The 17,611-nt window shown below is 46.5% G+C and carries 13 protein-coding genes and 4 tRNA genes; 9 read left to right on the top strand and 8 right to left on the bottom strand.

The features are described 5' to 3' along the window. Positions 1 to 223: 223 nt before the first annotated feature. The 3 genes from EMM73_RS09400 (at position 224) to serA (ending at position 2,966) form a co-directional block, all read left to right on the top strand. Positions 224 to 829, top strand: coding sequence for a 5-formyltetrahydrofolate cyclo-ligase (locus EMM73_RS09400; RefSeq protein ID WP_127686182.1), 606 nt, complete (start codon positions 224 to 226; stop codon positions 827 to 829). Between the two features lie 114 nt (positions 830 to 943). Continuing rightward, positions 944 to 1,600: a ribose-5-phosphate isomerase RpiA gene (rpiA, locus tag EMM73_RS09395; RefSeq protein WP_127686181.1), complete on the top strand. Its 657-nt coding sequence runs from the start codon at positions 944 to 946 to the stop codon at positions 1,598 to 1,600. Between the two features lie 139 nt (positions 1,601 to 1,739). Further along, positions 1,740 to 2,966 (top strand): phosphoglycerate dehydrogenase, encoded by a 1,227-nt coding sequence (gene serA, locus EMM73_RS09390; protein ID WP_127686180.1) that lies wholly within the window; start codon positions 1,740 to 1,742, stop codon positions 2,964 to 2,966. Positions 2,967 to 3,084: 118 nt separating this feature from the next. On the opposite strand, the gene EMM73_RS09385 is transcribed toward serA, so the two are convergent. Together EMM73_RS09385 and gltX are read right to left on the bottom strand one after the other, a co-directional pair. Further along, positions 3,085 to 3,864, bottom strand: a complete 780-nt coding sequence (locus EMM73_RS09385) for a DUF481 domain-containing protein (protein ID WP_127686179.1) — start codon at positions 3,862 to 3,864, stop codon at positions 3,085 to 3,087. Positions 3,865 to 4,024: 160 nt separating this feature from the next. Then, positions 4,025 to 5,431 (bottom strand): glutamate--tRNA ligase, encoded by a 1,407-nt coding sequence (gltX, locus tag EMM73_RS09380; RefSeq protein ID WP_127686178.1) that lies wholly within the window; start codon positions 5,429 to 5,431, stop codon positions 4,025 to 4,027. 184 nt (positions 5,432 to 5,615) lie between these two features. On the opposite strand from gltX, the gene EMM73_RS09375 reads away from it, so the two are divergent. From EMM73_RS09375 to EMM73_RS09355, 5 genes are all read left to right on the top strand, one after another. Further along, a tRNA-Val gene (locus tag EMM73_RS09375) sits at positions 5,616 to 5,691 on the top strand. 57 nt (positions 5,692 to 5,748) lie between these two features. Further along, positions 5,749 to 5,824, top strand: a tRNA-Val gene (locus tag EMM73_RS09370). Between the two features lie 36 nt (positions 5,825 to 5,860). Next, positions 5,861 to 5,936, top strand: a tRNA-Val gene (locus EMM73_RS09365). A 36-nt stretch (positions 5,937 to 5,972) separates the two neighbouring features. Continuing rightward, positions 5,973 to 6,048, top strand: a tRNA-Val gene (locus EMM73_RS09360). 977 nt (positions 6,049 to 7,025) lie between these two features. Beyond that, a complete protein-coding gene (locus tag EMM73_RS09355; RefSeq protein ID WP_127686177.1) occupies positions 7,026 to 8,642 on the top strand; it encodes a response regulator in 1,617 nt (538 codons plus the stop codon). Here EMM73_RS09355 and EMM73_RS09350 read toward each other — a convergent pair. From EMM73_RS09350 to EMM73_RS09335, 4 genes are all read right to left on the bottom strand, one after another. Beyond that, positions 8,639 to 9,094 carry a DUF2919 family protein gene (locus EMM73_RS09350; RefSeq protein ID WP_127686176.1) on the bottom strand — a complete coding sequence of 152 codons (456 nt, stop codon included), beginning with the start codon at positions 9,092 to 9,094 and terminating at the stop codon, positions 8,639 to 8,641. The genes EMM73_RS09355 and EMM73_RS09350 overlap by 4 nt on opposite strands. Before the next feature lies 1 nt (position 9,095). Beyond that, on the bottom strand, positions 9,096 to 11,126 hold the full coding sequence (ligA, locus tag EMM73_RS09345) for an NAD-dependent DNA ligase LigA (protein WP_127686175.1): 2,031 nt from the start codon (positions 11,124 to 11,126) through the stop codon (positions 9,096 to 9,098). Between the two features lie 89 nt (positions 11,127 to 11,215). Further along, positions 11,216 to 12,055: a cell division protein ZipA gene (zipA, locus tag EMM73_RS09340; protein WP_127686174.1), complete on the bottom strand. Its 840-nt coding sequence runs from the start codon at positions 12,053 to 12,055 to the stop codon at positions 11,216 to 11,218. Between the two features lie 19 nt (positions 12,056 to 12,074). Then, a complete protein-coding gene (locus EMM73_RS09335; RefSeq protein ID WP_127686173.1) occupies positions 12,075 to 15,479 on the bottom strand; it encodes an AAA family ATPase in 3,405 nt (1,134 codons plus the stop codon). Positions 15,480 to 15,657: 178 nt separating this feature from the next. Between EMM73_RS09335 and cysZ the strand changes: the two genes are divergently transcribed. Next, positions 15,658 to 16,374 (top strand): sulfate transporter CysZ, encoded by a 717-nt coding sequence (cysZ, locus tag EMM73_RS09330; RefSeq protein WP_127686172.1) that lies wholly within the window; start codon positions 15,658 to 15,660, stop codon positions 16,372 to 16,374. Between the two features lie 61 nt (positions 16,375 to 16,435). On the opposite strand, the gene EMM73_RS09325 is transcribed toward cysZ, so the two are convergent. Further along, on the bottom strand, positions 16,436 to 17,044 hold the full coding sequence (locus EMM73_RS09325; protein ID WP_261373373.1) for a mechanosensitive ion channel family protein: 609 nt from the start codon (positions 17,042 to 17,044) through the stop codon (positions 16,436 to 16,438). A 63-nt stretch (positions 17,045 to 17,107) separates the two neighbouring features. Then, positions 17,108 to 17,605, bottom strand: coding sequence for a YcgN family cysteine cluster protein (locus EMM73_RS09320; protein ID WP_127686171.1), 498 nt, complete (start codon positions 17,603 to 17,605; stop codon positions 17,108 to 17,110). Positions 17,606 to 17,611 lie beyond the last annotated feature (6 nt).

Here is a 17,611-nt window from a genome sequence, read left to right as displayed (position 1 = left end):
CCTCTCAGGGAGGGGAGTCCATACATCTACAAATACTCGTCGTGCTGCAACTCCAAAGACTTTGGCTCAATCCTTTGTTTCTTTCCTTGCGTCTATTTAAACGCGGTGTGGATGGAAATTGTAGGGGCGGGTCTTGTACCCGCCCGCCTGAAAATCAAAACCTTTGCAGCTAACCCTTTCTGTTTTATAGTCCAACTTATCTTTGATTTTCAGGTTCAGTGTTTTGACGTCACGCCAACAGCTTCGCAGCCATATTCGCAGTTTGCGCCGATCTTTGTCTGCAGCACAGCAGCACCAGGCCAGCCTGAATTTGGTGCAACAATTACTGCCTCGCCCTGAAGTACAACAAGCTCAGCACATCGCCTTATACCTGACCAATGACGGTGAGCTAGATACGACCCCTTTGATTCAGGCCTTATGGCAACAAGGCAAAACTTTATACCTGCCGTTATTGCATCCTGTTGTACCTGGTTATTTGGTTTTTCAGCTATATAGCCCTGACAGCTTATTAAAATCCAACCAGTTTGGCATTGGCGAACCGGAGCTGAATTGCAGCTTGTTATGCCCTGTCAGCCAACTGGATCTGATATTTACGCCTTTAGTCGCGTTTGACGGTCAGGGACAGCGTTTAGGAATGGGTGGCGGTTTTTATGACAGAACCTTGAGCCAACTTAACTCTCCTACGAAAAGCTCTGACGCGAAAAAACCAGCATTCATCGGCTTAGCCCATGATTGCCAGCAAGTGGATGCAGTGCCAATCGAAGCCTGGGATATTCCACTTCCAGCGATTTGCACCCCAAGCCGTTTTTGCAGTTTTAGTGAACAATAAGTAAACAGTCACAATTCTTTAAGTTCTTTTTCCTTTTGCCCCTTTTGCCGGATCCCCCTTTTCGGCTACTATCCATCTGTATGGCTAAACGCTGCTGAATTTTTTGGTACCCACATGACTCAAGATCAAATGAAAAAGAATGCTGCCTGGGCCGCATTAGATTACGTTTCTCCAGGCACTATAGTTGGTGTCGGCACTGGCTCCACCGTCAATCACTTTATTGATGCGCTGGCCACTATCAAAGATCAGATCAAAGGTGCAGTCTCCAGTTCAGTGCAATCGACTGAAAAAATGCGTGCTTTAGGCATTACTGTACTGGACTTAAACGAGGTGGAAAGTTTTGGCGTCTACGTAGATGGTGCCGACGAAATTAACCCGCAAAACCATATGATTAAAGGCGGTGGCGCAGCTCTGACCCGTGAAAAAATTGTCGCAGCTGTGGCCGAAAAGTTTGTCTGTATTGTCGATCAAACCAAACAAGTGGATGTACTCGGCACATTTCCTTTGCCTGTTGAAGTCATTCCAATGGCACGTGCTTATGTCACCCGTGAGCTGGAGAAATTAGGCGGTCGCCCGGTCTGGCGTGAAAACGTCGTCACAGACAACGGCAATATTATTTTAGATGTGCATGGCCTTAGTATTACAGAGCCAGAAGAATTAGAACAACAAATAAACAACCTGGTTGGCGTAGTTACCAACGGTATTTTTGCCCGTCGCGCGGCAGATATCGTTTTAGTAGGAACAGCCCAAGGTACTTTAGTACTAAATTAAGCTCGTCGTACTTGAAGCCGCAGCAGAAAAAACGGGCAGGGATAAACCCAGCCCCTACTCGTCGCGCTGCAACTCCAATTACTTAGAGCTGGGATCCTGTGGACTGAATTTAAATTGCAACAAGTTAAAGAGAAGTAAAATGGAAAAATTTTCGCTGCCCAAAGACAAGATCAAGATCCTGTTACTGGAAGGTTTGCACCAAAGTGCGGTGCAGAGCTTTAAGAATCAGGGTTACAGCAACATTGAGTATCTGAAAACCTCTTTGGATGAAGCTGAACTGATTGAAAAAATCCGTGACGTGCATTTTATTGGTATTCGTTCACGCACCCAACTGACCGAAAAAGTGTTGGATGCGGCCACTAAACTGGCTGCTGTTGGCTGCTTCTGTATCGGCACCAACCAGGTGGATTTAGACGCTGCCCTGATGCGTGGTATCCCAGTATTTAACGCGCCTTTTTCCAATACCCGCTCTGTAGCTGAGCTGGTGTTAGGCCAAATCATTATGCTGCTGCGTGGTATTCCAGAGCGTAATGCTGCGGCTCACCGCGGAGAATGGCAAAAAACTGCAACTCAGTCATTTGAAGCCCGTGGTAAAACCTTAGGTATTATTGGCTACGGCCATATTGGTACTCAGCTGAGTATCATGGCGGAAAACATCGGTATGCGTGTGCAGTTTTACGATATCGAAGACAAGCTGGTGTTAGGTAATGCTACACAAGTCGATTTTGGCACTTTGCTTAAAACGTCAGATGTAGTGACTTTGCATGTGCCTGAAACGGCTCAGACCAAAAATATGATCGGCGAAGCTGAATTGGATCTGATGAAACAAGGCAGCATTTTGATCAACGCTTCACGCGGCACTGTGGTCGATATCGATGCGTTAGCCCAAGTGATGAAAGCGAAAAAACTGGCCGGCGCTGCCATTGACGTATTCCCGGTAGAACCGACCAGCAATGATGAAGAGTTTATCAGCCCACTACGCGAATTCGACAATGTGATCCTGACGCCACATATTGGTGGTTCTACCCAGGAAGCACAGGAGAATATCGGCTTTGAAGTGGCAGGTAAAATGGTGAAATACAGCGACAACGGTTCTACCTTGTCAGCCGTGAATTTCCCTGAAGTCTCCTTGCCAGAACACAAAGGCCGCTCACGTTTACTGCATATCCATAAAAACCAACCTGGTATGCTGACCAAAATCAACGAAGCTTTTGCCAAACATGGCATCAACATTTCGGGTCAGTATTTACAAACCAATGCTGAAATTGGTTATGTGGTGATAGACATAGATTCACTGGACCACGAACTCGCCCTGAACGAGTTGAAGTCGATTCCAGGGACCTTGCGCGCCCGAGTTCTGCATTAACTAAATTGGGGTCAGGCCTTGAATGTTGAATTAAAATTCAACATTCAAGGCCTGACCCCAATTGTTTCTTGAATTAAAATTCAACATTCAAGGCCTGACCCCAATTGTTTCCAATTGTTTAGAACGAATACACCACTGAAGCGGCTGTTTCAGAGTCTGTGCTTTTCTTATCCACACCTACATCTGAATCGTATTTGATATTCAGGCTTAAACGTAAAGCCAGCTGGTTATTAATCTGAGCTGTGACTGCACTGCGGCTGGTGTAGCTGGTGTTATGACCATCTAACGAAATAGCGTATTCCAGAGTTTGTTTAAACTTACTGGTTTCAGAGAAGTGGTATTCAAAGTTTCCTGCGGCGTACCAAATCATACCCGAGTTACTTTCGCCTTCTGACGGTTTGTCGTATGCCATACCAGGACCAGTTTCAAAATCTAAGTAGTTCTGTCCTTCTTCATACAAACGATTGGCATAACCCACAGCCACCGAGGATTGCTCTCGGAAAGCACCAAAGCGATCATTTAAATAAGCACCACGACCAAACAAACTGCTGTCTGAGCGGAAAAATTTGTAGTTACTTTGTGCCGTTAAACCAACACGCTGACCTGTGGTATTGTCTTCTTTTTCCCCAGTGGCGCTGTTCGTTTGAGTATTTCGTTGTAACAAAGTTTGGATAAAGTATTTGTTACGGAAATCCTGCAGCTCGTGTTTTAATTCGGCATTAGTACGCACAGCTGTCGCTTCCGTGTTGCCACGACTCAACACCACACCTACTTCGACATCACCACCCCAAGGCGGTATAGTTTCTTCGGCTTCGCCATGTTTTTTCTGAAAATCCTGTGCCTGCACAGATACTGCTGAACACAACAGTACTGCAGACAAAGCGACAACTAAACGCATGTTGTATAACCCTTCTTAAAAAATGAAAATGATTTTGACAGCTGCAAATGAATGCAGCCTTGCTAAAGCAGATTTTGACACGAGGCTGGCGGGGATACCCCATTTCCGGCATCGCATTTAACCAGAGACGGGCAACCCTTAAGGTCGCCCCTACGGATGGTTATTCAGCTCTGTTGCTGATGTATTCCAGCGCCATGCTAATGCGTTTTAACACCCGATCTTTGCCAATCAGTGCTAGCGTTGCATCCAGCGCAGGTGAGTTACCACCGCCTGTGACTGCGACACGTAAAGGCATGCCAACTTTGCCCATACCTAAGCCTAAGCTTTCAGCTGCATCGTTAATGGCTTTGTGTAAAGCCTCAACCGACCAGTCAGTCAGCTCTGCCAGTTTAGCCTGAACAGCAACCAGAGGCTCTGCTGCCACAGGACGCAGGTGTTTCTTCGCAGCGTTTTCTTCAAACTCGCTGAAGTCTTCGTAGAAATAACGGCTGACTTCAACCAGCTCTTTTAAGGTTTTCACCCGCTCAGCCTGCACTTTCACCAGTTCAGTTAGCGCCGGGCCAGTGCTGATATCCAGCTTCTGATCGGCCACATGCCAGGCTAAATGGGTAGCAACGTAGTCTGGCGCCAGAGTTTTCATATAGTGCTGGTTTAACCACACCAGCTTGTCGGTGTTAAAAGCCGAAGGAGCACGGTTACAGTCGCTTAAGTCAAATAGCTGCACCAGCTCTTCTTTACTGAAAATTTCCTGGTCGCCATGCGACCAGCCTAAACGCACTAAATAGTTGATCAGCGCTTCTGGCAGGAAACCGTTGTCACGGTATTGCATCACACCTACAGCACCATGACGTTTGGATAAACGTTTGCCGTCGTCACCTAAAATCATAGGCACATGAGCGTATTTCGGCAGTTCAGCACCTAAAGCGGCCAGAATATTCATCTGACGTGGAGTGTTGTTGACATGGTCATCACCACGAATAACGTGAGTAATGCCCATTTTCCAGTCGTCAACCACTACCGTCAGGTTATAAGTTGGTGTGCCGTCACTACGGGCAATGATTAAATCGTCCAGCTCCGCATTGGCAATTTCAATGCGGCCTTTGATTAAATCGTCAATCACCACTACGCCATCCAGCGGATTTTTAAAACGAATGGTATAAGGCTTGTCGGTTGGGTGGTCGGTACGGTCGCGCCACATGCCGTTGTATTTTGGTTTTTCACCCGCAGCCATTTGCGCTTCGCGCATGGCGTCCACTTCTTCAACAGTACAAAAGCACTTGTAAGCTTTGCCTTCAGCTAACAGCTGAGCGACCACTTCTTTATACAAATCAAAACGTTTGGTTTGGTAATAAGGGCCGTCATCGTAATCCAGACCTAACCATTCCATACCTTCTAAAATGGCATCCACAGATTCCTGCGACGAACGCTCTAAATCGGTGTCTTCAATACGAAGGATAAAAGTACCGCCGGTTTTGCGGGCATGCAGCCAGCTGTATAAGGCTGTACGGGCGCCACCAACGTGCAAATAACCTGTAGGGCTTGGCGCGAAACGAGTAACTATAGACATAAAAAATCCATTGAAGGCCAAAAAATTGGGCGCTATTGTACCAACGCAAGGCTGCGATTGCACGGCCCAAGCTGTGATGCAGCAAAAGATTTAACTGGCTACTTTTACAGCATACAGTTCACAAAACTAAAAATATTATTGACACAAAAACCGAGCCCCCTATAATGACGGCCGACCACACGATGGATGCTTAGCTCAGCCGGGAGAGCATCGCCCTTACAAGGCGGGGGTCACTGGTTCGATCCCAGTAGCATCCACCATCTATTTGAAATTATCCAAAAGATGCTTAAATCGTTGTAGTCATGTTGTTATGCCCAGGATGCTTAGCTCAGCTGGGAGAGCATCGCCCTTACAAGGCGGGGGTCACTGGTTCGATCCCAGTAGCATCCACCATCTCCTTCTTAGAAGTGATGTAAAACGGAAAACCCAGGATGCTTAGCTCAGCTGGGAGAGCATCGCCCTTACAAGGCGGGGGTCACTGGTTCGAACCCAGTAGCATCCACCATCTCCTTCTTCGAAGTGATGTAAAACGGAAAACCCAGGATGCTTAGCTCAGCTGGGAGAGCATCGCCCTTACAAGGCGGGGGTCACTGGTTCGAGCCCAGTAGCATCCACCATATCCTTAAAGAGTGCATCGCCACCTTTTACAAAGAAGAGGCTCCGGCTGATTAAACCCACCAGCATCTACCATCTCTTTAAAGAGTGCATCGCCACCTTTTACAAAGAAGAGGCTCCGGCTGATTAAACCCACCAGCATCTACCATCTCTTTAAAGAGTGCATCGCCACCCTTTACAAAGAAGAGGCTGCGGCTGATTAAACCCACTAGCGTCCACCATCTCTTTAAAGAGTGCATCGCCACCCTTTACAAAGAAGAGGCTGCGGCTGATTAAACCCACTAGCGTCCACCATCTCTTTAAAGAGTGCATCGCCACCCTTTACAAAGAAGAGGCTGCGGCTGATTAAACCCACTAGCGTCCACCATCTCTTTAAAGAGTGCATCGCCACCCTTTACAAAGAAGAGGCTGCGGCTGATTAAACCCACTAGCGTCCACCATCTCTTTAAAGAGTGCATCGCCACCCTTTACAAAGAAGAGGCTGCGGCTGATTAAACCCACTAGCGTCCACCATCTCTTTAAAGAGTGCATCGCCACCCTTTACAAAGAAGAGGCTGCGGCTGATTAAACCCACTAGCGTCCACCATCTCTTTAAAGAGTGCATCGCCACCCTTTACAAAGAAGAGGCTCCGGCTGATTAAACCCAGTAGCATCCACCATATTCTTAAAGAGTGTATCGCCACCCTTTCCAAAGAAGATCCTGCAGCTGATTAACGCCACTAGCATCCACCACTATTTTTTTAGACTAACTCTTCTGGCTGTTAAGCTACCGTCACCTCATTTGCTGTGCCATTACTAAAAAAACCTAAGCTTCTGTTTTTATTCACTTTAATCTTTATATATTTAGAATTTTTCATTTATTTATAGCTTTCCTAAATCAGAAAAAACTTACTTATTGAATTCATTTAAAAATAGTACAGCGTTTTGTGGTTTTAATGGCTATATTTGAAAGAAATGATAATAGGTATCTGATTGATTAATGACAGTAAAAATTAACAAGGACGTACAGATACTGGTTATAGATGAACAACCTTTAACTCAGAATTATCTGCGGTATGCACTGGAAAGCTTAGGTGATTCTAGTTTCCACTACGCTGAAAACTCAGCTGCGGCTTTAACTTTATGTCAGAACAAAATCTTTGATTTGATTATTTGCTCCTTTAACTTAAATGGCAAAGATGGCTACCAGCTGTATCAGGAGCTTAAAGCTCGTAATTTATTTCGGTACAGTACTGGTTTTATTTTTATAAGCGCCGAAACAGACCCAAGCCTGGTACATAGCGTTTTAGAACTACAACCCGATGAATTTATGGTGAAGCCTTTTGCCATCAAAGATCTGAAGTTCCGCATTGACCGCACATTGCAGCGTAAAAATTTATTCCGTCCTTTGTATAGCCTGATGGATCAGAACAAAACCGAGCCTGCCTTAGCCTTATTGCAGCAGTGGCTGGAGCAGGGCTATCACAGTAAATACACTTTCATGCTACTTAAAATGAAGGGCGAGATATTAGTGAAAGCAGAGCGTTGGTCGGATGCTGAGCAGTTTTATAACAGCTTGAGGCACAACGATACTCTGTTGTGGGTAAACCTGGGGTTGGCTCGCTGTTTCATTCAAAGTGAGAATTACTCCGAGGCTGTTTTTTTACTGGAGCCTCTTCTACTCAAAGCAGAAATGAAGCTGGCCGCTTTAGATTTACTGGCAGATATACATCTGCGCCAACAAATGTATAAAAAAGCTCAGTCTGAGCTGCTGCAAGCTGCAGACATGGCTCCACGAAACTTGATACGCCAGCAAAAACTGATGCACTTGTCGCGTTTAACTCATGATTACGAGCTGCAGTTTAAAGCTGCAAAAGATTTGGTGCGTTTTGCTCGTTATTCTGTGTATGAACAACCGGATCTGTATCTGAATCTGGCTCGCGCGTCCGTTGATTACGCTTTGAGTGTAAACGAAGAGGAGCAGACCAACAGACTGTCCAAAGTGGCGAATGAGAGCTTAAACAATATGCGGCAATTGTTTCCTGATCAGCGCAAGGAAGAACAACAAGTAGTAGTTCAAGCACGGATTTATTATTTGAAAGATCAGGCAGACAAGGCAAAAAAGTTGCTGCTGGGGTTAGAGCAAAACTCGAAGGGGCAAGAGCCTGAAGATATCCTCGATAAAGCGAAAGCGTTACACGAAGTCGGCATGTTGAGCAGTTCACGTGAGTTATTGCGTCAGCTGAACCAAGATACAACCAAGCTGAAAAACGCGGATCCAGTCTTTGTTAACTACCTCCGGCAAGAGCTGCAGGAGCGTGAGACCCTCCCTATGGGGCCAAGGGAATTCAACAACAATGCAGTTTTGATGTACAGCAAAGGCCAAAGGCATCAGGCTCTGCATGCGTTCATTAAGGCTTTTCAGATTATGCCTGGCAACGCAGGCATCGCTTTAAATTTGCTGCAATCATTGAGTTCAACAGACAATATTGATCCAAGCATTCAGACAGACCTACTTCGAATGGAATGCCAAGACACAGTACTCAAATCCAGGCTCAACCAAGAGCAACAGAAAAGATGGCAGCAGCTGCAAAGCCAGCAGAAAATGGCCATTTAAGGCCACTCAGTGACAACCTGCTTCAAAACAGTATTTGTCAGCAGCCACACTAAACTCAGCCCCAGCAACAGGGGCGAAATCAGTAACCATGGCGCTTTAAGCATGACATAACTGGGCAAATGGCTGAGGCTATGCACCAGATCGGTAGCAACAACGGCCAGCATAATCCAACGGCTTTGACGCCATAGTTTAAACCAGCCCTGATGCCCTTTATCTTTGCGCTGGCTCAATGCGGCTACCACCAGCAATATAGGCGCACAAATAAGGCAGGCTATTAAAAAATCATTACTTTTTGGGTAAACAGCAGCCAGTAGTTTATCGCCGCCCTCTGGCATAGTTAAGACTAAAATCCACAGAATATAAGGCCGTAGCACTAACAACAGCACAGCGTAAAAACGCAGTGGTATTCTTGTCAGGCCATACTTATCCAATAAAGGATAGAACTGCGACATATCAGTTCAATCCGTGTTGTAAAAACAGATCCAGCATCTGTTGCTCAGTCCAGACAGGTACCGATAGTTCAGTGGCTTTAGCCAGCTTAGAGCCGGCGTTGTCGCCCGCTATAACAACATAAGTTTTGGCAGAAACAGAGCCTGATACTTTGGCACCTAAACGCTGTAATTTTTCTTTCGCATCGTCCCGGCCCATGCTGGTTAACGTACCGGTTAGAACTAGCGTGAGTCCAGCCAGAGGCTGTTCACCTTGTTGCTGCTTTTCGATGACGGGCCAGTGAATACCAGCTTCAATCAGCTGAGCTATTACAGCGGCGTTATGTTCTTCTGCCATAAAATGCTGGATGTTTCCTGCCACCACAGCACCGACATCCGGCACTTCTAGCAGTTGCTCTACACTAGCCTGCTGCACAGCATCCAGGGCGGCAAAATGGCTGGCTAAATTAAGTGCGGTCGCTTCCCCTACTTCACGAATACCTAGCGAGTAAATAAAACGTGGCAAGGTAGTTTGTTTAGAATCCGCTATGGACTTCAGCAACTTAAGCGCCAACTTTTCGCCCATTCGCTCCAGGCCAACTAAAGCTGGCATATCCAGCCGGAAAATATCAGCTGGGGTTTTAACCAATTGCTGATCTACCAACTGTTCAATGATCTTGTCGCCTAAACCTTCAATATCCATGGCTTTGCGTGAAACGAAATGTTTCAGCGCTTCTTTTCGCTGCGCAGCACAAAACAAACCGCCTGTGCAACGTGCTACGGCTTCGCCTTCAACCCTTTCTATGCTGGACTGACAGACAGGACAAAGTGTTGGAAACAGGATGTCACGCGCGCTGTCAGGCCGTTCTTCCAGCACTACAGAAACAATCTGTGGGATCACGTCCCCTGCCCTGCGTACTATCACTGTATCGCCTACTTTGACACCCAGACGGTTAATTTCATCCTGGTTGTGCAAAGTTGCATTACTGACCGTCACACCACCTACTAACACAGGCTCTAATCGCGCAACAGGCGTAATAGAGCCGGTGCGACCGACCTGAAATTCCACGTCCAGTAAAGTGGTGGTTTTTTCCTGAGCCGGAAATTTAAAGGCAATAGCCCAGCGGGGTGCGCGAGCGACAAAACCTAAAGCTTGTTGCTGAGCCAGGTCGTCCACTTTCAGTACCACGCCATCTATTTCGTAAGGCAAAGCGGCACGTTTAACCAGTATGCTTTGCTGATAATCCAAGGCTGCCTGCAACCCTGTAACATGGCGAATTTCCGGGCACACAGGTAAACCCCAGCCTTTAAGTTGCTGCAAACGGGCATAATGGCTTTTACTGTTTAACAGTTGGGCTGCATCTTCCACTGCGCCTACCGCATAGGCATAAAACATCAAAGGACGAGTGGCAGTGATCTTCGGGTCCAACTGACGTAAGCTGCCAGCTGCGGCGTTACGAGGATTAGCAAAGACTTTATCGCCCGAAGCTCTGGCTTTGTCATTCATCGCCTCAAAACCTGCTAAAGGCATAAAGACTTCGCCACGAACCTCCAGCACAGCAGGAACTTCGCCTTGTAACTTCAGTGGCACAGCACGAATGGTTTTGACGTTGGCGGTAATATCTTCACCGGTAAAACCATCACCACGAGTGGCAGCCTGAACCAATACCCCTCGTTCATAACGAATACTGACGGCTAAACCATCCAGCTTAGGTTCGGCGCAAAATTCAAAGTCACGGCTCGCATCAATACGGTCTGCCATTCGTTTGTAAAAAGCGGTGAAGTCATCTGCGTCAAAAGCATTATCCAGCGACAACATGGCCACTTGATGGCTGATTTGGCCGAATTTACTCAGAGGAGCTGCACCAACCCGTTGCGTTGGTGAGTCTGGAGTTACCAGCTCCGGATACTGTTGTTCGATCTGCTGGAGTTGCTGAAACAACTGGTCATAATCGGCATCCGGAATACTTGGGTTATCCAGCACGTAATACTGATGATTATGGAATGCCAATTGATCTTTAAGTTGCTGCAGACGTTGTTGGATAGCTTGGTTCATTTGGTTTACTCGGGCACTTAAAAGCTAAAATCTTTCATCTAAAAATGAACAAGCCCCGAAAACGGGGCCTGCTCGATAGCGGGTACATATTAACCGTGGATCAGGCGCTGACGCTGAAACTCACGAATTTTCTCTACATAATGCCGCACTGTTTGTACTGTCAACACGGAACGTTGACCATCCAGTACCTGACCACCAAATTCATCGGCAAGTTTTTTCGCTGCACTGTGCATCAGGTTAAAGTTTTGTAAGGCTTCGCCAGGTCCTGGCAAGGTCATAAACAGACTTAAACCACGGGTATTCATTTTTTCCATTTCTTCTAAATCGAAGGTGCCAGGATTAAACATATTGGCTAGTGAAAACAATACTTCACCCGAGCCTGCATTATCCTGGAAACGATGGAAAATATTCATTTCGCCATATTTAAAGCCAAGGGTTAGTAATAATGGCAGTAACAACGAACCGTTAATCTCTTCGCCTTCTGGCAGCAATACATAGAGGATCAGCACTTCGTTTGCAGGCGCCTGAGCAGTCTGATTTTTCTCTGCATCGTAAGCGGCTTGTTGCTCTTCAGCGACGGCCTCAGCATAAGGTTCGTCTGTAGCAGAAAAACTGCCCATATCCAAAGCTGAGTCGTTTAACTCAGGTTCACGACGAACTTTTACCGGCTCACGCAATTTATTCGCTTTAGGGGCCACCGTAGGCGTAGGTTTCGGCTGCGGTTTTTCACCTGGTTGCAGAACTCTTTTACGACCTATGCCCAATTCGTCAAAACCATCGCCCCGGCTTGCTGAGCTTGCAGACGCTTCTACATCGTAATTGCTGCTATCCTTATTATTTTTCCGAACAGTCCACCAGCCGTGTAAAGCCAAAGCACTGATACCCAATACACCCAAAACAATCAGCACTAAACGTAATTCCTCAGCCATCTCTTTTACCTTTTAGTTTTTAGGCTTGTGCCATTTTCACAGCATCTTCCACATCTACAGCCACAACTCTGGATACCCCGGGTTCTTGCATGGTCACCCCCATTAATTGTGCAGCCATTTCCATGGCAATTTTATTGTGGCTAATATAAATAAATTGCACAGTTTCAGACATTTCACGCACCAGATTACAAAATCTGCCGACGTTTGCATCATCCAAAGGTGCATCAACTTCATCCAACATACAAAAAGGTGCTGGATTCAATCGAAAAATCGAAAACACCAATGATAAAGCGGTTAACGCTTTTTCACCACCCGAGAGTAAGTGAATTGTGCTGTTTTTTTTCCCTGGCGGCCTCGCCATGATAGTTACACCTGTTTCTAACAGATCTTCTTCGGTTAAATCAAGATAGGCACTGCCTCCACCAAAGACTTTTGGAAATAAAGTTTGCAGTCCCTCATTAACTTGCTCAAAAGTTTCTTTAAATTTCTGCCGGGTTTCACGGTCAATCTTACGAATAGCTGTTTCCAGAGTTTCTAATGCAGAAACCAAATCCTGATGCTGTGCATCCAGATACTGTTTACGCTGGTCTTGCTGTTCAAACTCTTCAATAGCCGCCAGGTTAATAGGCCCTAAACGTGAAACTGAATCCTGCACTTTTTCCAGTTGCTGCTGCCATTCCTGCTCGTTCGCTTCGGCAGGCAAAGTTTCACTCAGCTCTTTCAAGTTCACCTGCAACTCTGTCAGCTGCTCCAACATATTGTTGGCACGAACACGGTAGCCTTCGGCACTTAACTGGACATCGGCAAGTTCTTTTTGCTTTTGCGTTAATACATGCGCTACGCCCTGATGGCCTTGTTCGGCCTGACGCAGCTTGTCGTCCAGTTGATGTAAAGCTTCGGCTTTTTGCTGGACTAAAAGTTCAACTTCAGCCCGTTGTTCCAACAATAACTGTAAAGTTTCATGTTGCTCAGCGTCAGGTTCTGATACTTCGGCCAGTTGTTCCTGTACTAATTGATGGCGCTGCTGCAGTTGCTGCTGTTGCTGTTGACTACGCTGTAAATTCTGCTGGCTGAAACTTAACTGCTTTTGCGCACTTTGTTGTTCCAGTTGCAGCTGTTGCAATTGCTGGCGCACCGCGTCTTGCTGTTGTTTCAGTTGTTGATGCTGTTGCTGGCTATGCGTTTGTTGCTGCTGCAACTGCCATTCTTTGGCCTTTTGCGCCTGATACTGTTCATCCAAAGCTTCAGCTTGTTGCTCAAGCTCATCAAGCTGCAGACTTAACACTGCAAAATCCTGCTGCTGTGCTGTCAGCTCTGTGGATGCCTGTAAACGTCTTTGCTGCTGTAATTGCTGCTGTTGTTGCAGTAATAAAAGGTCAGTGCTGATTTTTTGCAGCTGATCTTTTGTCTGCTGCAATTGCTGCTGGCTCTGTTGCCACTGCTGCTTGCTACTGGCAAGTTCAGCGTCGGAGTGCACTTGTTGCTGCTGATCTGCCACTACCTGCTGTTCTAGCTGCTGGATTTGTTCAGCCAGTTCCAGCAATTGCTGTTGTCGAGTTAAGTAATTATCCGAAGCCGCTTGCCCAGGTACCAGTTGCCAGTTGCCACCAAACCAAATGCCTTCAGGACAAATTACCGATTGTTGTGGCTGCAACTGCTGTTGTTTGGCTTTGGCATCTTCGATGTTATCGGCCAGCAACACGCTATGAAAAGAGTCCGGATAAAAGCCTGCACGTATCACTGCGGCCAGAGAACCGGTCTGGGCACTGAGCTTAGTTGGCGAGACATAACTTTGGTCAAGGCCCTGCTCTGCTGTGGTCGCATGCTGCAGCTCTCCCAACACCTGGCTGACAGCCTTAGCCCATTTGGGCTCAATCTCTAACTGCTTTAATAACTGCTGTTGCTGCTGATTCACCTGCCGCTGAACTTGATTGAGTTTATCCTGCTGACTCTTCAACTGCTTTAATTCGCTTTGCCGCACCAGTTGCTGTTGTTTGCGTTCCTGCAGAGCTTGTTGCAATGCCTGATAATGCTGCTCTGCCTCAAAGCCTTGCTGTTGTACTGCATCAAGTTGCTGCTGTGCTTCGTGCTGTTTGGCTTGAAGTGACTCTGTGGCTTTCGAGTCCACCACACTGTCTAATTGTGTTAGTTCTTGCTGGAGCTGACTGATACGGTGAAGTAACTGCTGCTGTTGTTGCTGGCAGTGCTGTGCCTTTAACTGATTCTGTTGCTGTTGTTGTTGCAAGACAAAAAACTGCTGCTGCCACTGTTGTAAAGCGCTCTGAGCATGCAGCATTTGTTCCTGTGCCTGTTCCGCTTGTTCGGTCAGGCTTTCAAACTGCTCTTGTTTCAGTTCAGTATCCGGTGCCGCATTTTCAAGTTGCAACTCGAGTTCTGCCAGTTGCTCCTGCTGCTGCGCCATATAAGAGTCGGCTTCGTGCAAGGTCAGTTGCAATGAGCGCAGTTCATCGGTCAGGCTTTGGCGACGCTGACGTTGATGCAGTTGTTGCTGCTCCAGACGGGTGATCTGATTGCCGATCTGATAATACTGCTGCTGCACTTGCTGCTGCTCAGCACGTAAATCCTGTTGCTGCTCTTTTAATTGCAACACCAGCAACTGATCACCAGATTGAGCGGTCTGAAACTGCTCTATTTCGGTCAGCTTGTGCTGAATATCCAGTTCAGTTTTTTGTAGCAAGCCATGAAAGTGTAACCATTTCACACAGGCCAATTCGGCTTTGAGCTTACGCTCTTGGGCTTTGAGTTCTTTAAAACGCGCTGCAGCAGCTGCCTGACGTTTGAGCTTATCGAGGTTTTTGCCCAGTTCTTCCCGCACATCAGATAAACGGTCCAGGTTTTCGCGGGTATGTTTAATACGGTTTTCGGTTTCGCGCCGGCGTTCTTTGTATTTGGAAATACCGGCCGCTTCTTCGATGAAAATACGCAAGTCAGCAGGCTTGGATTCAATCAGCCGCGAAATCATGCCCTGTTCGATAATGGCGTAACTGCGAGGGCCTAAGCCTGTGCCGAGAAATATGTCGGTGATATCGCGACGGCGACATTTAGTGCCATTGAGGAAATAATTCGACTGGCCATCCCGTGTCACTAAACGTTTGATGGCTATTTCACTGCGATCAGCCAGCGTGCCTTGCAGTCGGCCTTGGGTATTTTCAAACATCAATTCAACGGAGGCCTGAGACACGGGTTTGCGCTGCGTTGAGCCGTTAAAAATCACGTCTGTCATCGCATCACCACGCAGGTTTTTCGCCGAGCTTTCGCCCAAAACCCAGCGCACAGCATCAATGACGTTAGATTTACCGCAGCCGTTTGGGCCCACTACAGCCGTCATAGCAGCAGGAAAAGCCACTTGGGTAGGATCAACGAAGGATTTAAAACCCGCTAATTTAATTTGCTTAAGACGCATCTGTCCCTGAACAATAAGACCGTGGTTTTGTTAACAAAAGTGAATGTAACAGAACAGCAGGGCCGCTGTCACGGCCGCTTTGTATCAAGGCGCTGAAAAAGTTGCTTACGGATTTTATGTTGCGGCTCATATACATGGCCTATATGCTCGCCCTATTCGTAGGAGAGGAGTTGGATCTATGCACTATCTGATGAAGGGCCTGAACTTAATTCGGGTCAAAGGCTTAAAACGTTATGTAGTGGTGCCGCTGTGTATCAACCTGGTGCTGTTTGCTTTGGCCTTTGTTTATTTATTGAGTCAGCTTGGTGGCTGGGTTAATCAGGTAGTGGCCACTTTGCCGGACTGGCTGAGCTTTATCGGCTTTTTAGTCTGGCCTCTGGCGCTGTTTTCTATCGTGATGGGGTTAGCTTTAACCTTTACCATGGTGGCTAATTTTATCGCAGCTCCTTTTAACGCTTTACTGGCAGAAAAAACCGAGTTGTATTTAACGGGCCAGCCCCTGCCAGACCAAGGCCTGGCCGCTTTTTTAAAAGATGTACCCAGGATGATGGGACGTGAATGGCAAAAGTTTGTCTACTGCCTGCCCCGCGCCATTGGCTTTTTACTGCTGTTTTTTATCCTGCCAGGCATAGGCCAGTTGCTTTGGTTTTTGTTTTGCAGCTGGATGCTGGCGATTCAGTATTGTGATTATCCTTTTGATAACCACAAAGTACCTTTTGACACCATGCGCAAAGCGTTAAAACTGCAGTGGAAAACCAGTTACGCCTTTGGTATCAGTGTGTATCTGCTAAGTTTGGTACCACTGATTAATTTACTGATTATGCCGGTAGCGGTTTGTGGCGCAACTGCTATGTGGGTGGATAAGTTCCGCGATGCCTTGCGCCTTCCAGATTAATACAAATGAGGTCAGTTCACCTGGTTAACTGTTAACAATGTGAACTGATCTCAATTTCAGGTTATCGGGGATCAGGCTGCCTACGCCGCCATCTGTTGACGATTTTATTCTTATCTACTTTGAGTTGATGCTGCTGCACTATTACAGGGCGCGACACAATCAGGTTATTCGGATAGACAATTTGCTCGTTGTTTTTTGTCAGTAACACGGTGCTGAATAAATTGATTTCCATCACTTTACCTTCAACATGATTAGCCCCATCTAAAATTCTGACATCCACCCCTGGAGCAAAATTGCGCTGACCCAGCATAATAAAAAAGGCGGTGATATTACTCAACAGCGACCAGGCGGCAAATAACGCCACACCAATCACTGCAATCATTGAAGAGGCGAGAACCAGCAAACCTTTGATGTCGATGCCCCAGACCACACTCAGAACAACAACCAGCAGTAAAAACAGCAATATATGAAACACCACTAAAGCGCGGCGGTTCATTTCATCTTTTAACACGCTGGCAGCTATAGTGCGATAAACAAAAGGCGCAATACGACGACTTAACACTATATAAATCAAGATGATGACCGAGCTGATCACCATCTGAACTATAGCAGGGCTGAAACTAGCCATTAACTCTTTAAAATGATGCATTATCTGCACAGCTTCTTGCACAACCACCATCCTTTATCAAAAATATAAGTCTTACTACTGCAACTGAATTTAGGCTGAAACTGGCTAATCCAAATCATTAATAGCCCAAGTGACAATATGGTCCTCAAATTTCTCCATATCGACCTCGTCTTCTGAGATGGTTTTATTGCGCACTGACATCTGTTTTTTATGCATCAGACTTTTTTTGCCATTATTCAACAGTGGGTGCCAGGACGGTAAACCACGACCTTCATGCAAACGGCGATAGCTGCAGCTGTTTGGCATAAAAAAGATGTCTTTTAAGTTGTCCTGCGTCAGCTTCACACAATCAGGCACCAGCACTGTGCGTTGCTCATACACTGTACAGGCACACTTATGGCTGTCCAGATACCGACAGGCGATATTAGTAAAATGGATTTGTTCATCCGGCTTGATGTAATCGGTTGGGCCTTCAGCCTCTTCGTCTTCATCATCAATAAATTTATTCAGACAACATTTGGCGCAGCCATCACAAACAGCTTCCCATTCTTCTATTGTCATTTGTTCCAGGCTTTTTGTTTCCCAGAATTTTGCTGTTAACACTTCAAC

It is taken from the genome of Rheinheimera sediminis (assembly GCF_004005375.1).
Taxonomy (GTDB): domain Bacteria; phylum Pseudomonadota; class Gammaproteobacteria; order Enterobacterales; family Alteromonadaceae; genus Pararheinheimera.
Note: the sequence above shows the minus strand (reverse complement) of the source record. Positions and strands in the feature narration are given on the sequence as shown.